At 67.6% G+C, this 16,627-nt stretch carries 22 protein-coding genes; 8 read left to right on the forward strand and 14 right to left on the reverse strand.

What is annotated here, in order from left to right:
- Positions 1 to 37 precede the first annotated feature (37 nt).
- Complete coding sequence (locus ACOQPD_RS03205; RefSeq protein ID WP_420613463.1) at positions 38 to 487, reverse strand: division/cell wall cluster transcriptional repressor MraZ; 450 nt, start codon at positions 485 to 487, stop codon at positions 38 to 40.
- A 300-nt stretch (positions 488 to 787) separates the two neighbouring features.
- Between ACOQPD_RS03205 and ACOQPD_RS03210 the strand changes: the two genes are divergently transcribed.
- The 3 genes from ACOQPD_RS03210 to ACOQPD_RS03220 all read left to right on the forward strand — a co-directional run bounded on the left by ACOQPD_RS03210 (position 788) and on the right by ACOQPD_RS03220 (position 2,611).
- The gene (locus tag ACOQPD_RS03210; RefSeq protein ID WP_420613464.1) at positions 788 to 1,267 is read left to right on the forward strand and encodes a Fur family transcriptional regulator; all 480 of its coding nucleotides are present in this window, start codon (positions 788 to 790) and stop codon (positions 1,265 to 1,267) included.
- Between the two features lie 199 nt (positions 1,268 to 1,466).
- Entirely contained in the window at positions 1,467 to 1,973 is a 507-nt protein-coding gene (locus tag ACOQPD_RS03215; protein ID WP_420613465.1) for an HNH endonuclease, read from the forward strand.
- Between the two features lie 65 nt (positions 1,974 to 2,038).
- Positions 2,039 to 2,611, forward strand: coding sequence for a thioredoxin family protein (locus ACOQPD_RS03220; protein WP_420613466.1), 573 nt, complete (start codon positions 2,039 to 2,041; stop codon positions 2,609 to 2,611).
- Positions 2,612 to 2,623: 12 nt separating this feature from the next.
- On the opposite strand, the gene ACOQPD_RS03225 is transcribed toward ACOQPD_RS03220, so the two are convergent.
- From ACOQPD_RS03225 to ACOQPD_RS03235, 3 genes are all read right to left on the reverse strand, one after another.
- A complete protein-coding gene (locus ACOQPD_RS03225; RefSeq protein ID WP_420613467.1) occupies positions 2,624 to 2,899 on the reverse strand; it encodes a hypothetical protein in 276 nt (91 codons plus the stop codon).
- On the reverse strand, positions 2,896 to 3,384 hold the full coding sequence (locus ACOQPD_RS03230; protein ID WP_420613468.1) for a MerR family transcriptional regulator: 489 nt from the start codon (positions 3,382 to 3,384) through the stop codon (positions 2,896 to 2,898). The genes ACOQPD_RS03225 and ACOQPD_RS03230 overlap by 4 nt, the downstream gene beginning before the upstream one ends.
- 159 nt (positions 3,385 to 3,543) lie before the next feature.
- The gene (locus tag ACOQPD_RS03235; RefSeq protein ID WP_420613469.1) at positions 3,544 to 3,876 is read right to left on the reverse strand and encodes a DUF3040 domain-containing protein; all 333 of its coding nucleotides are present in this window, start codon (positions 3,874 to 3,876) and stop codon (positions 3,544 to 3,546) included.
- A 158-nt stretch (positions 3,877 to 4,034) separates the two neighbouring features.
- On the opposite strand from ACOQPD_RS03235, the gene ACOQPD_RS03240 reads away from it, so the two are divergent.
- Positions 4,035 to 4,655, forward strand: a complete 621-nt coding sequence (locus ACOQPD_RS03240; RefSeq protein ID WP_420613470.1) for a histidine phosphatase family protein — start codon at positions 4,035 to 4,037, stop codon at positions 4,653 to 4,655.
- Between the two features lie 136 nt (positions 4,656 to 4,791).
- Here the strand turns inward: ACOQPD_RS03240 and ACOQPD_RS03245 are convergent, their stop codons facing one another.
- The gene (locus tag ACOQPD_RS03245) at positions 4,792 to 5,337 is read right to left on the reverse strand and encodes an NUDIX domain-containing protein (RefSeq protein WP_420613471.1); all 546 of its coding nucleotides are present in this window, start codon (positions 5,335 to 5,337) and stop codon (positions 4,792 to 4,794) included.
- Positions 5,338 to 5,385: 48 nt separating this feature from the next.
- Between ACOQPD_RS03245 and ACOQPD_RS03250 the strand changes: the two genes are divergently transcribed.
- The 3 genes from ACOQPD_RS03250 to ACOQPD_RS03260 are packed head-to-tail and all read left to right on the forward strand — an operon-like array spanning position 5,386 to position 6,685.
- Positions 5,386 to 6,147 (forward strand): hypothetical protein, encoded by a 762-nt coding sequence (locus ACOQPD_RS03250; RefSeq protein WP_420613472.1) that lies wholly within the window; start codon positions 5,386 to 5,388, stop codon positions 6,145 to 6,147.
- A 2-nt stretch (positions 6,148 to 6,149) separates the two neighbouring features.
- A complete protein-coding gene (locus ACOQPD_RS03255; RefSeq protein WP_420613473.1) occupies positions 6,150 to 6,428 on the forward strand; it encodes a hypothetical protein in 279 nt (92 codons plus the stop codon).
- A complete protein-coding gene (locus ACOQPD_RS03260; RefSeq protein WP_420613474.1) occupies positions 6,425 to 6,685 on the forward strand; it encodes a hypothetical protein in 261 nt (86 codons plus the stop codon). The genes ACOQPD_RS03255 and ACOQPD_RS03260 overlap by 4 nt, the downstream gene beginning before the upstream one ends.
- A gap of 42 nt (positions 6,686 to 6,727) precedes the next feature.
- Here the strand turns inward: ACOQPD_RS03260 and fabF are convergent, their stop codons facing one another.
- From fabF to ACOQPD_RS03295, 7 genes are all read right to left on the reverse strand, one after another.
- Positions 6,728 to 7,984 carry a beta-ketoacyl-ACP synthase II gene (fabF, locus tag ACOQPD_RS03265; protein WP_420613475.1) on the reverse strand — a complete coding sequence of 419 codons (1,257 nt, stop codon included), beginning with the start codon at positions 7,982 to 7,984 and terminating at the stop codon, positions 6,728 to 6,730.
- Between the two features lie 22 nt (positions 7,985 to 8,006).
- A complete protein-coding gene (gene acpP, locus ACOQPD_RS03270; protein ID WP_420613476.1) occupies positions 8,007 to 8,252 on the reverse strand; it encodes an acyl carrier protein in 246 nt (81 codons plus the stop codon).
- Positions 8,253 to 8,293: 41 nt separating this feature from the next.
- Positions 8,294 to 9,028: a 3-oxoacyl-[acyl-carrier-protein] reductase gene (fabG, locus tag ACOQPD_RS03275; protein WP_420613477.1), complete on the reverse strand. Its 735-nt coding sequence runs from the start codon at positions 9,026 to 9,028 to the stop codon at positions 8,294 to 8,296.
- On the reverse strand, positions 9,025 to 10,101 hold the full coding sequence (locus tag ACOQPD_RS03280; protein ID WP_420613478.1) for a beta-ketoacyl-ACP synthase III: 1,077 nt from the start codon (positions 10,099 to 10,101) through the stop codon (positions 9,025 to 9,027). Before ACOQPD_RS03280 ends, fabG begins: the two co-directional genes overlap by 4 nt.
- A 144-nt stretch (positions 10,102 to 10,245) precedes the next feature.
- On the reverse strand, positions 10,246 to 11,178 hold the full coding sequence (gene fabD, locus ACOQPD_RS03285; protein WP_420613479.1) for an ACP S-malonyltransferase: 933 nt from the start codon (positions 11,176 to 11,178) through the stop codon (positions 10,246 to 10,248).
- A gap of 63 nt (positions 11,179 to 11,241) precedes the next feature.
- Positions 11,242 to 11,652, reverse strand: coding sequence for a YkvA family protein (locus tag ACOQPD_RS03290; protein WP_420613480.1), 411 nt, complete (start codon positions 11,650 to 11,652; stop codon positions 11,242 to 11,244).
- Positions 11,649 to 12,590, reverse strand: coding sequence for an ROK family protein (locus tag ACOQPD_RS03295; RefSeq protein ID WP_420613481.1), 942 nt, complete (start codon positions 12,588 to 12,590; stop codon positions 11,649 to 11,651). Before ACOQPD_RS03295 ends, ACOQPD_RS03290 begins: the two co-directional genes overlap by 4 nt.
- 294 nt (positions 12,591 to 12,884) lie before the next feature.
- On the opposite strand from ACOQPD_RS03295, the gene ACOQPD_RS03300 reads away from it, so the two are divergent.
- Positions 12,885 to 13,328 (forward strand): Hsp20/alpha crystallin family protein, encoded by a 444-nt coding sequence (locus ACOQPD_RS03300; RefSeq protein WP_420613482.1) that lies wholly within the window; start codon positions 12,885 to 12,887, stop codon positions 13,326 to 13,328.
- Positions 13,329 to 13,479: 151 nt separating this feature from the next.
- On the opposite strand, the gene ACOQPD_RS03305 is transcribed toward ACOQPD_RS03300, so the two are convergent.
- Together ACOQPD_RS03305 and ACOQPD_RS03310 are read right to left on the reverse strand one after the other, a co-directional pair.
- Positions 13,480 to 13,914, reverse strand: coding sequence for an SRPBCC family protein (locus ACOQPD_RS03305; protein WP_420613483.1), 435 nt, complete (start codon positions 13,912 to 13,914; stop codon positions 13,480 to 13,482).
- A gap of 86 nt (positions 13,915 to 14,000) precedes the next feature.
- Positions 14,001 to 16,613: an ATP-dependent DNA helicase UvrD2 gene (locus tag ACOQPD_RS03310; RefSeq protein WP_420613484.1), complete on the reverse strand. Its 2,613-nt coding sequence runs from the start codon at positions 16,611 to 16,613 to the stop codon at positions 14,001 to 14,003.
- Between the last annotated feature and the right edge of the window lie 14 nt (positions 16,614 to 16,627).

Raw genomic sequence — 16,627 nt, forward strand, 5'->3', positions numbered from 1 at the left:
ATGAGCAGGTCATAGTGCCGGTGGGGGTTGTCTCGTGTCAGTCGTGAACCTGTGGTGAATCCTCCTGTCCTCCGGAATACGCAGCTATGGCCGATGGCTGGTAGCGGGCCCACGCCTCCGCGGCCCATATCTCGGCGTACTCGCCCGCGCCTACGAAGATCACATCCTGCGAGAGCCCGGCGTACTCGCGCAGCCGGAACGAGAGCTGAACCCGACCGGCCGAGTCGAGTTCGGGCCGGGTGGCCCCTGAGAAGAAGGCCCGCACCTCGGCCCGGTCTGCGGCACTCGCCTCGTCGAGTTGCCCGAGCGCCTTCTTTCTCTTCTCCCACACCTCCCACGGAAACACGTACAGGCAGCGGTCCCGACCCCTGGTCACGTAGAAGTCGCCATGGAGCAGATCGCGGTATTCGGCCGGGAGCACCACGCGACCCTTGCCGTCGACCTTCCGCGACAGCTCGCCTAGAAACTCCTGGCGCCGTTCCTTCATCGCTCCGCTCGTAGTACCGTCCGCCACCGATCAGGGCGTACTGGGATAGCGAGTCTACCACTTCCTGACACCTGATGACACTATTCTTACACAAAATGACACCAGCCTGGAAATCGGGTGGGTGATTCACCTCCGAGACGGTCTCCGAGTGGGAACGTCCGGTCGGATTTCGAGACCATGCCGGAGGAGGAAAGAAACCCCTGAGGGCTATGATGAAAAACGGTCCAGGTCCGCGGAGGGACAACGGTCGTTCCGGCCCGGCACCACCGAGAGAACCGGCTGGCAACCCACGAGAGTCCTATGGCCACGTCACAGATCGAGCAACAGGTGATGTTGCGTCTCAGTTCGGCCGAGGTCCGCTACACCAAGGGTCGGCGTCTCCTCGTCCAGGCCCTGCAGCGATCCGACGGCCCGCGCTCGGCCCGAGATCTGCACAAGGACCTGGGGGAGGCGGTGCCCCTGTCCTCCATATATCGCACACTCACGACCATGTCGGATCTCGGCATCCTGGTCCCCCACCATGGCACGGGCGGGAACATCCGCTACGAGCTGGCGGAGTGGCTGGTGGGACACCATCACCACCTGATATGCAGGTCCTGCGGAACCATCGACGACATCGAGCTGACCAAGCGCACCGAGTCGATAATCGATGCGCTGGTGTCGGCGACTACCAAGGCGAAGGGATTCGTCGCGGCCAACCATTCTTTCGAGATCGATGGCGTGTGCGCCTCCTGCGCCGGGGACGGAACCGGCGCAGGGGACGGAACCGGCGCCGGATAGCAACGCTACGAAGACGTGGCTGGGCTGGCCCGCGAAGCGATGACCCGGGAATCGGCAGCGCGCAACAAGGGCAACGGGAAGTTCTTCAGTGCGGTCCGAGGCGGAACGAGCGTCCCGCGCCGCCCTTCGGGTCCGTGCGGGATCAGGGAGTGACCCCGCCGGCTTGGTATGGTCTAGCCCGAGCGGAGAAGGTGTCCGGTTGGCCGAGCGAGCACTGGTTCTGAACGCAACCTACGAGCCCCTTTCGATCGTGAGCGCCCGGCGCGCCATAGTGCTGGTGCTGCGTTCCAAGGCGGACACCGTGGCCGCTACCAACCTGGTATGGAGGAGCGCGGACCACAAGTTCGAGGTTCCGTCCGTGGTCCGCCTGCGAGACTACGTGAAGGTCCCCTACCACCGCCGGGTGCCGCTCACCCGAACCGCGGTCTTCGCCCGTGACCACCACCGGTGCCAGTACTGTCGTTCGCCTGCCGAGAGCCTCGATCACGTGGTGCCGAAGGCCCGCGGCGGCAAGCACACGTGGGAGAACGTGGTGGCCTGCTGCCGGCGCTGCAACGTCCGGAAGGGAAGCCGGCTGCCCGAACAGGCGGGCCTCAAGCTCAACCGAACCCCGGTCACGCCGAGCTACCAGGGATGGCTGTACGCCGCCTTGAGCAAATCCCGGGACCCGCAGTGGGTCCCATACCTCCTGGCCGAGCCCGCCTGACGGCGCGGGGAGCGTTCCCGCACCCGTGATAACCTTGCCGACCCCTTGACATCGAGGTAATCGACATGCCTGCAGCAACATCCACAATGCTCGCGCTGGGAACCCCGGCGCCCGCCTTCGACCTCCCGGATACGGTGAGCGGTAACCGGCTCAGCATCCAGGACGTCGCCGGCAGTAAGGCGCTGGTGGTGATGTTCATCTGTAACCACTGCCCGTACGTGGTCCACATCCAGCAGGGACTGGTCGAATTCGGCCGGGACTACTCCGGGGACGATGTGGCCATCGTCGGCATCAGCGCCAACGACGCTGACACCTATCCGGACGACGCACCCGAACTGCTCGGGAGGGTGGCGCGCCGGCGGGGCTACCTGTTTCCGGTGCTGTATGACGAGACGCAGGAAGTGGCTAAGAGCTATACGGCTACCTGCACTCCGGACTTCTTCCTGTTCGGCCCGGAGCGAACTCTCGTCTATAGGGGACAGTTCGACAGATCACGACCGGGTTCGGGATTACCGGTGACCGGAGAGGACCTGCGAGCCGCAGTGGACGCCGTCCTCGAGGACCGGCCCGTAACTGTGGACCAGTATCCCTCCATGGGATGCTCCATCAAATGGAAGCCGGGTAACGAGCCGCGCTGAGCCGGCCTTCCGTCACGACCGGCGCAGGTTCCGGCGCCACCGGAGAAACTCCTCCACCTCTCGCTCTGTCGGCCTGGCATCGGTTCGGCCGTAGGCGGTCAGCAGGCGCCAGTCGCGGTAGCGGGGCTCCGGACGGGGTACGAAGGGTGCCTTCCTGAACCAGCCGGGAGCGGCCGTTGCCGCCGCCAACCGGATCGCCTCGCACGCCAGCGACGGATGGCGGACCGCCACCTTCGCGAATGCGGTGCCCATGCGCCCGGACAGGTAGCTGTCAGGCGCACCCCTCAAGTCCCGACAGCCTCGTCGAGTTGGAGCTGGACGAACCGGCGACTCTTCTCAACATGGTGCAGGAACTGTGCGCGGTTCAACTCGAACAGCGTCTCGTCCTCGTCGACCTTACGGGTCAGCTTGTCCAACTCCACGAAGAAGGCCAACTGGCCCGCCTGAAGGAGGTCCAGCAGGTCGTCAGCCTCCACGGAGAATATGGAGGCGCCGTCGGTCACGATCTTCACGTCTCCCGGATCGACTCCCTGGCGTTTCAGGTAGTTCCAGGCTCTCCCGATCCGCTGGAGCGACAGACCGTTGGCCTTGAGGGTGACCACCACCCGCAGCACCACCAGATCTCGGAATGAGTATTTCCTGCGCTTCCCCGGACGACCGTCGGTGCCCTGGATCGAGGGCTGCACCAAGCGCAACTTGTCCCAGTATCGAAGTTGGGATTGGGTGGCTCCGGTCAGTCTCGAGGCGTCCTCGGAATTGAAGCCTTCTTGCAACAACTTATCTCCCTGGAGCTTCGGGTCACCGAGGTGACGGGACTCTCGTAAGCCGTGTTCTACTGGGACCCACAACCTGGCAGCGCAACTGCGATATCAAGCTCAACTGGTTGAAGCCTCCGCCGCGAGGGGTCCGCGAATCCTAACCTGCGCGAGCGCTCAGCGCCCAAATGGCCACCGGGAGTTTCGGCCATTCGGCAGATAATCCCGCATCGGCTGGCCCGGGACCCGGGTGGTGAGCCGGAGAATGCGAATCAGGGTCGCCGTCGACAGCAGCATCACACAGAATCCCCCCACCGCCACCACGGTGTTGAAGGAGAATGTGATGAGCAAGACGAGCGAGCCGACCACAACTCCGGCAACTGCTACGCGTAGATACCACTGAGGAATGCGGTTCAACGAGGAAGTGCGTTTGGTGAATTCCGGGTCCTCGGCTTCAAACTGGCGCTCGATCTCATCAAGGATCTGCTGCTCCCGCTCATTCAATGGCATAGAAGCTGCTCCGGTCCGCGTCCATCGCCATGCAGTATACGCAAGCCGGGATTCGTGCGTAGCCGCCGGTCCGGCCCCGTGTACCAACGGTTTCCGCGGGGCCCGTCATCCTGCGGAAACGCCCGTTCAGGGGCCGATCGGACAGTACGCTGAGGCTGATGGCATCGGTAGTGCACCTGGTCAGGCACGGCGAGGTCGAGAACCCCGACGAACTCGTGTACGCCGACCTGGCAGGCTTCGGGTTGAGCGAGGTGGGCCGGCGCCAGGCGACCTGGGCGAGTACCCATCTGGCCGCGCACCCGATCGGGGCCGTCTACGCCTCTCCACTGGACCGGGCCCGGGAAACGGCCCTGGTTGTCGCCTTCCCGCACGGCCTCCAGCCGCTCGTGCTGCCGGAGGTAACCGAGTGGGCCTTGATGAGCAGGTGGGCGGGCCTGCCCTGGGCGGACCTGCACATCCATTTCCCCGGTGAATTGGCCGCCTACCTGAACGACCCCCTCAATCTGGACTTCGCTCCCGAGTCGGTCACGGAACTTGCGCATCGGATCGGGAGAGCGGTCGATGCCCTGGCTGATCGCCATTCCGAGCAGGAGGTCGTGGTGGTGTCCCACCAGGATCCGATCCAGGCTGCCCGCCTACAGCTGACCGGGCAGGATCTGGGCCGGCTCCATCATGACAAGCCTCGCCACTGCGAGGTGATCAGTCTCTCACGATCCGTCGGATGGAGGCAGTCCTCTCGATCAGCCCCAACTGAAGCAGTCACGACGACCGACCTCTGAGGAGTGGCCAGTGGCCGGTAGGCGACCCGGAACCGACCGAACCCGTCCTGGCCCTTGAGATGTCGGCGGATGGCGCGTGTTACTCCCTGTGCTACACGCTCCACTGACCACTGACCACTGACCACTGACCACTTGGTCACGCGACCGGCTTCCCGGTACGGAGTTGCTCGATCAGGGCGGTGTCCGTCTCGAATGCCAACTCGGGCAGATCTTCGAGCGCGAACCAGCCGATGTCGGATGCGTCGGACCCTGCCACCACCTCACCGGCCGTGGCCGTGCCGGCGAACCATATGCATACGCTCACCTTGGCCGGATCGTGGAAGTTGGTAGCCACGAACACCGGAGGGCCGATGGTCGCGACCAGACCGGTTTCCTCGAGGAGTTCCCGCGCCGCGGCTTCGTGCACGTCCTCGCCGTAATCCACGTAGCCGGCCGGAATCGACCACCGTCCGGACCGGGTGGACTCCGGCCCCCGCTCGACCAGCAGCACCCGGCCTGCCTCATCCCGCAGTAGCACCGCGGCCGCCAGTTGCGGGGCCCTGAAGTCGATACGGCCACAATCCGGGCATACGCCGCGCTCCCGACCGTACCTCACGGCCCGCTCGAGCCCGGCCCCGCAAGCGGGGCAGTAGGCAGCCTCTCCGGGCCACCCGCCCTCATGTTCCCCGACCACGCCGACCATCGTACCGGTCGGCTTCTGTTGGAGGGGCCGGTGCGCCAGAATGGGGCCATGCCACCCAGGGTGTCGCTGGCAGCGGTCCTCATCCTTCTGAGCGGGCTCCTGTGGGCCGCACAGGTTCTGTTCGGAACGTCGCCCTGGGAATCCGGCGCCGCCTCCCTGGTCACCATCGGGTTCGTGATCGAGGCCGCGGTGCTCGTGGTGGCCCTGCTGCTGTCGCCCGGACGCTGGGTCCGCATCGCGCTGGCCGTGATCGGAAGCGTATGGGCACTGACCGCCCTTCTCACACCCGTCGGCTTCCTCTGGGGTCTGGCGCTGTCGACCGGCGCGGCGGGAACGGCGCTGGCATGGACACGCTCGCTCGACGAGTGGTTTCATCCGGTCAAACCGGACCGGGTGCCGACCGAGGCCACGGTCCTGACGCTCGGCCTGGTGTGGCTACCGGGCATCATCGGCAGGTTGGGGGCGCCCGAGGTCACGGCCGGCGGATGGATCCTGGTGGGATTCGGGCTGGTAGCAGGATGGGCCTACGCCCGTGCCGTCACCGGATCACTCTGGGCGGTCCGGTTGGGCCCGTTGCCGCTGGGCGTACTCGCCTCATTCGGGCTGGCCCCCTGGGCGGCCACGCTGCTCGTGACGGCTACCGCGGCGCTCACCTATCTGGCCTGGACACCGCCCGCCCGCATGGCCACCGAACCTCCACGGCCGAGGCGGGGACAGCCCGTGTCGATCCTGCCCGAAGTAACCCCGCCGGGGCTGATGGAGGCCGCCGGCTACAGCCGGTCAGGCCGGCGGCTGGAGGAGTCCGACTGACTATGGCCCGACCGCGCTACACCTTCGCCGTGCCCGTCGGCCTGGCCGCCCTGATCGGAGGCTTCATCGGAGCGACCGTCACCCGCGTGGGATGCGTCGACAACTCGTGCGCCGGACTGTCCATCCTGATGGTCTCGGTGGTGTCCGGGCTCGTTGCCGCCACCGGCGTGGGGATCGTGGTGGTTCTGGCCGACCGATCCCTACGGGAATGGCGCTCGGAGAGCGGCGACCCGCCCGGTGGCCACCCCTCCTCCCCTCAGGATGCCGGCGAGGCAGAATGACCGACCGGCCCCGTAGCCAGGGCAGCCGGGCAGGTTCCCTCTGGGACATGGCGCTGGTGGGGCTGGTGGTCGGAGGGGGCGCCACCTTCGTGCTAGGCGCGGTGGCGCTCGGAGTAGGCGCCTTGACGGGACGCATCCCCCTCATCCTCTGGCTGCTCCTCGCCCTGGGAATGCTGGTGGGCGCCACGGGCCTGGTGATCACGCTCATCGGCCTGCGCATCAATCGCCCGGACGCCGACCACCCGGGAACGGACTAGGACGGATAGGCGGCCGGCTTACCACCCGGCTGAGGGGCGCGGTTACCCGCCCGGTCCGAAGATGAGCACCACATTGTGCCCGCCGAACCCGAAGGAGTTGGTCATGGCGTACTCCACCTCCGCCTCGCGCGGCTCGTTGGGCACGTAGTCGAGGTCGCAATCGGGATCGGGCGTGGTGTAGTTGATGGTGGGCGGGATGATCCCGTTGTTGATCGCCTGGATGCAGAAGATCGACTCCACGGCTCCGGCGCCGCCCATCAGGTGTCCGGTCATCGACTTGGTGGAGGAGACCGGAACGGCCCGGGCCGCCCTCTCCCCCAATGCCAGCTTGATCGCCTGCGTCTCCGTGACGTCGTTGGCCTTGGTCGAGGTTCCGTGGGCGTTGATGTAGCCCAGCTGTTGCGGCTGGAGCCCGGCCGAGTCGAGGGCGGCAGCCATCGCCCGGCCCGCCCCTTCCCCGCCCGGACGGGGCAGGGTGACGTGATGGGCGTCCGAGGTCATCCCGTATCCGATCACTTCCGCATGGATCCGAGCACCCCTGGCCAGAGCACGTTCACGATCCTCGAGTATCACGCACACGCCCCCCTCGGACATGACGAACCCGTCCCGATTCGCATCGAACGGGCGGGAAGCGCCGGTCGGGTCCTCGTTGCGGGTGCTGAGCGCCTTGCTGCTGTTAAAGGATCCGATCCCGAACTCGCAGATGGTGGCCTCGGCGCCGCCCGCCAGCATGACATCGGCGGCACCCCGCCGGATCAACTCGGCGGCGTCGCCGATGGCGTTGGCCGATGCCGCGCACGCCGTCACCACGCAGGTCACCGGCCCGCGCATGTTGAAGCGGATCGAGGCCACCCCGGCCGCCTCATTGGGAATGATCATCGTCACCGCCAGCGGGCTGATCCGGGATGCCCCCCGGTTGAGCATCACCTTGAGGTGGTTGTCGAAGGACAGCATCCCCCCGAGGCCGGATCCGACGATCACCCCGGCCCGGTCGGCCTCCGACGTATCGGCCACGAAGTCAAGACCGGAGTCGTCCATGGCCTGCTGGGCCGCACATACGAAGAGCTGCGCCGAGCGGTCGAGCCGGCGGGCCTCCCGCCTGGGGATGACGAGCTCCGGATCCCAGCCTCGAACCTCACCGGCGAATTTCGTCTGCACACCGGACGGATCGAACTGGGTGATCGGACCGATCCCGGATTCACCGGCCAGGGCCGCCTTCCAGGTGTCTTCGACAGTGTGACCGAGCGGGGTTATGGCGCCCATACCGGTCACCACCACCCTCCGGGACTCCCCGTGCATGGCTGATCCCCGAGCGAGCCTCTTAGGAGGAGAGCTTGGCGACCACCAGGTCGATCGCCTCGCCGACCGCCGTTATGTTCTCGGCCTCCTCGTCGGGGATCTTGACGCCGAATTCGTCCTCGAGCGCCATCAGGAGCTCGACCACTCCCAGCGAATCCACCTCGAGGTCCTCCTCGAAGGTCGCCTCGTCCGTGATCTTGTCGGCGTCGAGCCCCAACTCGTCAACGAGCAGATCCCGCATCTTGGCCTGAACTTGCGAGCGATCCATTTGCCTGTCTCCTTGATGTGATTGCGTTCCGTGGTCTCGACTCAGAGGGCGAGCCCACCGTCGACGACCAACACTTGGCCGGTTATGTACGAAGCGCCGTCCGAGACCAGAAACGCCACGGCCGAGGCTATCTCCTCGGGCCGGCCGATCCGGCGGAGGCTGGTCGTAGAGCGTACCTGCTCCATGACCTGATCAGGCATACCTGAGGTCAGGTCGGTCCGGATGAAGCCGGGTGCGACCGCGTTCACCGTAATCCCTCTGGAGCCCACCTCCTTGGAGAGCGACCGGGAGAAGGCGACCACCCCTGCCTTGGAAGCGGCGTAGTTGGTCTGGCCCGGATTGCCGACCAGCCCCGCCACGGAGGCGATCGACACGATCCGCCCCCACTTCGCCCGGAGCATTCCCCTCAGCGCTGCCTTGCTGCACAGGTAGACGGACTTCAGGTTGATCTCGATGAGCCGGTCCCAGGCCGCCTCCTCCATGCGAAGCAGCAGGCTGTCATCCGTGGTACCGGCGTTGTTGACCAGGATCGTCGGACGGCCGAAGCTCTCCTCCACCTCCGAGAACAGCCTGGTCACGTCGTCCGCCCGGCTCACGTCCGCCGCGAACGCGGCTGCCGAGCCGCCCGATGCTCCGATGCTCTCCACCACCTCGTCCGCCGGTCCGGACCGGCTCCGGTAATTCACCGCCACCGTGTAACCCCGGCCGGCCAGGGCCAGAGAGATGGCCCGCCCGATCCCCCGGGAGCCACCGGTAACCAAGGCCACCTTGCTCATTCGAGTTCAAGCCTCCCGAAGTGCTCGAAGTTGGCAGCCAGGAGGTCCCATACCGACTCGTCGGTACCGGGGAGCTCGTCATCGACCTCGCTGATCGGTGTCACCCGCTCCCCGAAACGCACCGCGGCGGCCGCCCAGGTGAGACCTCCACCGAAGGCCGCGAACACCAGGTTGGCGCGGGGAGGAATCCGCCTGGCCTCGATGGCCTCGGCCAGCGCGATCGGGATGGTGGCGGCGCTGGTGTTCCCGTAGGCGTGGATGTTGAGGAAGACCCGGGCGGGATCCAGCTTGAGACGCCGGGAGGTGGCGTCGATGATCCGCTGGTTGGCCTGATGGGGCACCAGGAGGTCGATGTCGTCGAGGTCCCATCCGGCCTGGCGCACCACCGATTCCGAAGCGTCCGCCATGGCGGTCACAGCCCGCCGGAACACGTCCGATCCCTGCATCACGATCCGGGGAGGTACGAGCGACGAGCCGGGCTGGACGGTGCCGTCGCCGTCCACCGACAGGAGATCGGCCATGGTTCCGTCCACCCCCAGCTCGGAGCCGAACACCCCGGCCTCGGTTCCGGTCGGTTGGAGGACGACTGCTCCCGCGCCGTCCCCGAACAGGATGCAGGTGGCGCGGTCCGTGTAGTCGAGCACCCAACTGAGCCGCTCCACGCCGACCAGCACCACCGTGTCGGCAACCCCGGCGCGCACCAGCGCGTCGGCGGTCACGTAGGAGTAGACGAACCCCGAGCAGTTGGCATTGAGGTCCATGGCCCCGGCATTCGCCGCCCCCAGCTTGGCCTGGACGTAGGAGGCGGAGGCGGGGATGATCGACTCGGGGGTGCAGGTGGCATTGATGATGAGATCGATCTGCCCTATCTCGACGCCGGCCGCGGCGATGGCGCGGCGGGCGGCCAACTCGGCCATGTCGCTGGCGGCCACGTGGGAGATACGCCGCTCCTTGATACCGCTACGAGAGGTGATCCACTCGTCGCTGGTGTCCACCAGTTGCTCGAGGTCGGAGTTGCTGAGCACGGTCGGAGGGAGGGCCTTGCCCCAACCGGTGATCTCGGCGTACCTCATCCGTCCCTCATCTCGTGGCGGTCGGCCCGGTGCGCCGGCAGGCATCGATACGACAGGGAAACCCCTTCTTCGGACGGATGGGCAGGCCGGCAGGGCCTCGCGCAGGCAAGCCTAGTGGTCCGTAACAGGGCGCCGGAGGATGGATCATGACCGTCCGAGGCGAGCGGCTACCTCCTCGGCCTCCGCGATCGAAGACACCACCATGACCCGGCATCCCCGGACCGCCCGCCGGGCCAGGCCGGCCGTCACGTCCCCGGGGCCGACATGCACGAAGGCATCGACCCCGGCGTCCGCCATGCCGCGGAGGGTCTCGCCGAACCGCACCGGGGCGGTGATCTGGCGGATCAGCATATCCCTGGCATCTCCACTCGTCATGGGCCGGGCGGTGACGTTGGCCCATACGGGGAAGGCGTGGGGGTTGACTTCCACCCCGGCCAGGGCCGCGGCCAGCCTCGACTCCGCCGGTTCCATCAACGGGGTATGGAAGGCGCCCGCCACCTCGAGCCGGATCGCTCGCCTGATGCCCAGGTCACGGGCGTTGGCGACCAGCCAGCCGATGTCCTCGAGCGCTCCGGCCGCCACCACCTGGCCGGGGGCGTTGAGGTTGGCCACCCATATCCTGCCACCCTCGAGCCTCCGGTCGGCCGCCACCTGGCGGGCCACCTCATCGGAAACCCCGAGCAGCGCGGCCATCCCAGATTCGACCTGCGCCACCGCGTCCGCCATCGCTCGGGCTCTCCGGTCCACCAGCCCGAGCCCGGTCTCGTACGAGAAAGCTCCGGCGGCCGCCAGCGCGGTGTACTCCCCGAGCGAATGCCCGGCGGCCGCCACCGGCGGGTGGCCCACTCGCTCGCTCAGCTCCATCCAGAGCTGGTAGGCCAGTGCATAGAGGACCGGCTGGGCGTGCTCGGTAGCGGTCAGCTTCTCCTCCGGCCCCTCCAGGCAAACCTCCCGGAGCGACCATCCCAGGACCCGGTCCGGTACTTCCACCAACCGATCGGACCGCGCCTCGAAGAGGTCGGCGCCCATGCCCACCCGCTGGCTTCCCTGGCCCGGGAACAGAACTGCGTACCTCATGTTGATCTTCGACCTGCCGCCGCGCCACACGGTTACCGCGCCGACGCCCAGGTGGCGTCAGGGTCAGCCGGCTCGCAGGAAGCGGTTGAGGGCCATGCGCACCGGCCTAGGGACGGTGTCGGTGATGGCGCCGATCAGGTCGACCATCACGGTGAGTACCTGGTCGGGACCGTCCCAATGTTCCCTTACCACGGCCACTCCGGCCTCCTCGATCACGTGCCGCAGCGCCAGCGCCATCAGCAGGATGTCGTCGGTCTTGCCCAGCAAGGGAATGAAGTCGGGCACCACATCGATCGGCGAGAAGGCGTAGGCCGCCGCTATCCCGGCAAAGACCTTGGCCCGGACCGGTACGCGCGGATCCGCGGCCAGGCGGGCCACCAGCTTGCCCAGGTTGGGCACCAGCATGACCACCTCCCGGATGAGCGCCCGCGTGCGCTCGTCCGCCATCTTCTCCTCTAGCCAGTCACGAATCACAGCAAGCTCTCCCAGGCATGTAGTCCGGCGCCGATCACGCCGGCGTCCTCCTTGAGGGCGGCACAGACTATCGGCGTCGGCTCCCGGTGGTCAGATCCCTCCAGAGCCTCCCAGAACGACCCGCGGGCGGCTTCGAGGAACAGATCCCCGACCTGCGAGACGCCCCCGCCGACGACCACGATCTCGGGATCGACAGCCGCCACCAGCCCGGCGATACCGACGCCCAACCACCAAGCCATCTCCTCAAGCGCCTCGATGGCGTCGGGATCGCCCTCCGTCGCGGCCCGGGTCAGATGCCGTCCTTCCGGCGACTCCCCCCTGGCCAACTTGGCGACCAACCCTCCTGGACGCGCCGCGGCCAGGTCCCGGGCCATCTGATCCAGCCGGCGACCGGAGGCGAAGGTCTCCCAGCATCCTCGCTGACCGCACGTGCAGCGAGGCCCTCCGACGTCCACGGGGATGTGCCCCACCTCGCCGGCGAACCCCCGCCCTCGGTAGGGACGGCCGTCGATGACCCACGCTCCGCCGATGCCCGTTCCGAGGGTGATCATGCAGACGTGCCGGTAGCCGCGGGCCGCACCCACCCGGGTCTCGGCCAGACCGGAGACGTTGGTGTCATTGTCGACCACGGTGGGAAGGCCCAACTCCGCCTCGAAGATCTCCCGGAACCGGACCTCGCGGCCCTCCACGTTCGGGCCCCAAACCAGCACGCCCGCCTCGGCGTCCACCAGGCCGGCGGCGCCGATCCCGATCGCCCTGACGCCGGGGTTGAGCAGGGAGTGCGCCACCTCGACCGGCACCGTCTCCATCTCGGCGGCCGTGGCTGGCCGGGGCATCGTCATATGCCTCACTATCTGGCCGCGCGCGTCGACATGGGCGAACGCCATCTTGGTTCCACCCAGGTCGATACCCAGGGTCAGGTCGGCTCGGTCGTTCATCAGCCTCGGTGTCAGGTCAGCTTTCGGCTACTCCCACAGACTACGGGCTCGGCGTCCGATCCCGGAAGGCGGATGCTGCGATTACCGGCCGGGATCCGTATCTCGGGTCGCTTCGATCCTGTCCGTAGCCCTACAGCCCCAGCATATCCGGCCCAGTTCATAGGAGTCAGAAAAAAGTTCGTCCTAACCGGGAAGAAATCTCAGCCTATTTGTGTTAGATTATATGACTAGCAAGAAACGGTGGTCGGCTCGTTCAGCCAGATCCACCACGATCACAGGAGAAAGAGCACTCGCATGCAGCTAGTACGCACCCGACCCTTCAAGTTCGTCTCGGACATCGACTCGTTGTTCGAGGGGTTCCCGCTCGCCGGGACCCATCTCTTCAGCACCCGCGATCGGCTGGAGGCGCCGACCCTGGTGCCCCGAGTCGACGTCATCGAGTCCGGCACCGAGGTCACAGCCCGCTTCGAGATCCCCGGGTTCGAGCAGGCCGACCTCGAGGTCACCGTGGAGGACAACGTGCTGACCGTCAAGGGCGCTCGGTCCTACGACTTGGCGGAGGAAGCCACCTACCGCCACCGGGAGTTGGCAGACGGCCGGTTCTCCCGCTCCGTCACGCTGCCTGACAACGTGGACAGCGATCAGGTGGCCGCCCGGATCGCCAACGGCATCCTGGAGGTGGCGGTCCAGAAGCGACCCGACGTCCTTCCCAGGACCATCGAGATCGAGGCTGCCTGAGGCGAGCCGTCCGACATCTGAAGCCCTACCAGCCTCCCTCCGTCCGTTCCGGCGCACCCTCCAGCGCCGGAACGGGCGCGTCCAGGGTCTGGTAGGGGGTGCGACGGCAGAGGATCCGGCGGCCGCCGAGCGAGGGAGCCTGTCGGACCGGTCAGCTTCCTTCGGCCCGCTTCCGGAGCGCCCGCAAGGCCGTGCCCACTATCTGCTTCTCGGCCTGGCTCCGGAGGAACCCGGGGATGTCGAATCCGGGGACCACTCTCAGCATGTAGACGGCCGTGGTCCCCTCTCCGAGCTCGCGGAACTCGTAGGACCCGTCCAACTCGAGGATGTCCCGGCCTGGCTCGGCCGTCCAGCGGATGGCACGCGGCGGATCGAAGGTGTAGCGGAACGTGACCTCGACCTGCCTGATCATGGCGTCCACCACGAGGGTGGCTCTGACGGGCCGGCCCTGGGCGTCCTTCTCGTGGACCGAGACCCGCCGCACGCCGCCGGCCCACTCGGGATAGGCCTCCAGGTCGGCCGCAACCTCGAAACACCTGGCCGGTGGAGCGTCTATCTCAATGGTCTGGACAGTCGATTCGGACACCCTCTAACCCCACCTTCCGGGTCGGCCGGGGACGCGGTGCTTACCCCTCGTGTGACGGACAGGCGCGCAGAAGGACGGCCGCGTGCTCAGGACGAGGAACCCTCCCGCACGATCTCCAGCACCTCCTCCCCGTACAGTTCCAATTTAGTAGGACCGACGCCGCTGACCGCCAGCAATTCGTGCTCGTTCCGCGGCCGCCGAGCCGCTATCCCCTCGAGGGTACGGTTCGAGAACAGGATGTAGGCCGGGACATCGAGCTCCTTGGATCTGTCACGACGCCAGGTCTTGAGCTTCTCGAACAACTCGGGATCGACCTCCTCGGGCGTGTCGGTCTGCTTTACCGCCGCCGGTGATCGGACGGCCGAGTCCGGAGCCTCCCGAACCGGCCGGCCCCGCATCTCGGCCAGGAACCGCGAGGGACGGCCGGCGTCCGCCACCACCACCGCCTGCCGGCGGGCTCGGGTGATGGCCACGTAAAGGATCCGCCGCTCCTCCTCCACATTCTCCGACAGCGTGTGGGGCATCAGGCCCCGATCGGCCCCGAAGACCAGCACCCGGTCCCACTCCATGCCCTTGACCCGGTGGACCGTGGAAAGGGTGACACCGTCCCGTACCTCGCCGGCGCCGCGGTGTCTCGCCAGCACTGCCCGAAGGTCCTCCTCGAACGTTCCCACGTCGCCGTACACGGAGGCAGTCCGCTGGAGCGCCACCAGATCGTCGGTGTGACCCGCCTTGTCCACCCGGGTCCGGTTCCGATCCAGCAAGTGCGCCGAACGCTCCAGACCGATGCGATCGATCAGCCGCCGGAGCACGGGTCCGACCCGTCCATTCCTTGCCTCGCCGGCCAGCCCGGCGAGGTCATGAACCCACGTGACCCATGCCTCGGCCTGGCGGCCCTCCAAGCCCACCGCCAGCTCACGGAGATCCTCCAGGGAGAACACGCGGCGTTGCAGGCGCCGGTCCGCCAGGCGGTTGAGGCCCCGGGAAGGGCGGCGGACCGCTTCGAGCAGGTCCTGGCGCCGCATCTCCTCCGGCCGGAGGCTCAGGCGAATCCAGGCCAAGACCGATCTCATGACCGACCGGTCGAGCAGTCCGGGGTCGATCCTGGAGTTCAGCGGAAGCCCGGCCCGGTCCAACCCGGCCAGCACGGGGAGAAGGGCCGAGTTGACCCGGGCCAGCACCGCCACCTGGCCGGGAGGGGTCCCGCCCTCCAGCCACATCCGAACCCGATCGATCGCCTCCCCGGTCACTTCCCGATCGGGCCGCTCGAGGATCCTGAGGCCGTCGGTCCCCTCCGGCGCGCCGGGCGCAGGGCTGGCGGCCTTCGGCACCCGGACGAGGTTGCCGGTCAGCAGGTGGTTACCCGCCTTGATCGCCGCGGCCGGCGACCGGTAGTTCATCTCCAGCGCGTGCTCCGCCGCGGCGGGGAAGAACCGGTCGAAGTCCACCAGGAAGCGAGGGTCCGCCCCCGCGTACCCGTAGATGGTCTGGTCGTCGTCCCCCACCCCGAACACGTTGAGCCGCGGCGAGGACAGCACCCGGAGCAACAGCACGTAGGCCGGCGTAAGGTCCTGGAACTCGTCGACCAGCAGGTGCCGGCATCTGGACTGCCACCGGACCCGGAGGTCGGGGTCGCGGAGCAGCAGCTCGATGGCCCGGTAGATCTGCTCGTCGTAGTCGACCAGGCTGTGGCGTTCGAGGCGGTAGCGGTAGCGCCTGAAGACCTCCGCGAAGCCGGGGATGTCGTCGCGGTCCTCCTCCACCTCGGCCGGGTCCCGCAGCGCCAGGCGGGCGTCCGACAACGCCTCCAGGTAGGGACCGATGACGTCCTTGTTGAGAACGCGCCGGCTCGGCACCAGACCCCGGAGCCGGCCCCGGACCTCTCCCTCGCTGAGTAGGCGCACGTCCGGCAGGGCTTCCCGGACGATCGCCCACCCCAGGGAGTGGATGGTGCGGATGTGGAGGTCCCGCCGCCCCAGACGCTCCCTCATCTGGGCGGCCGCCCGGTTGTTGTAGGCGACCGCGGTCACCAGACCGGGCTCGACCCCCCGGTGATCGACCAGGTGGGCGAGCCGAGCCAGGAGGGTCCGGGTCTTGCCCGATCCGGCAGTGGCGATGATGCGGGCGGGGCCTCCGCCATGCTCGACCGCTGCCCGCTGGGCGGGGTCCAGATCCGGGTCGGGCCCCGCTGTTGAGCCGGCCAGGTGGAGACGGCCCGCCTCGACTGACTCGGCGTGCACCACTGGCAGGTCGAGCGGCTCCCGCGGGCCGCCGTCCACCCAGGCATGCTCACCGTTCCGGAGGACTATGTCGGTGGGACCGCCCTCGCCGGCGCCCAGCCGGGCGGCCTTCGAGGCCCACCACCACACCGGGGCAGCACCGCGGCAGTCCCAGTTGTTGGCCCAGACCAGGAAGTGGAGCCGCTCTCTGAGGATGGTGAAGTCCGTTCCGAGCCACCACAGCGGACTCTCCTCTATGACCGCGCGGCGGAGCTCCTCCTGGTCAACGGCCAACTCGACAGCTACAGGGTCTCGATCCGACCAGGCCCGATGCAACCGGTCCACCGTCCCGGCCAACGACTCGGGTGAATCCAGGAGATCCTGATCCACCCGCACCCTGGGCAGCCCCCCGATCGGATCGGGATCGCCCGGGTTGACGACCACCCCGCGCCCCAGTTGAACCGGCCCCGGAAACACCATGTCGACAACGTACC

This window comes from Candidatus Spongiisocius sp., assembly GCF_965221825.1.
In the GTDB taxonomy this organism is placed as follows: Bacteria; Actinomycetota; Acidimicrobiia; order Spongiisociales; family Spongiisociaceae; genus Spongiisocius.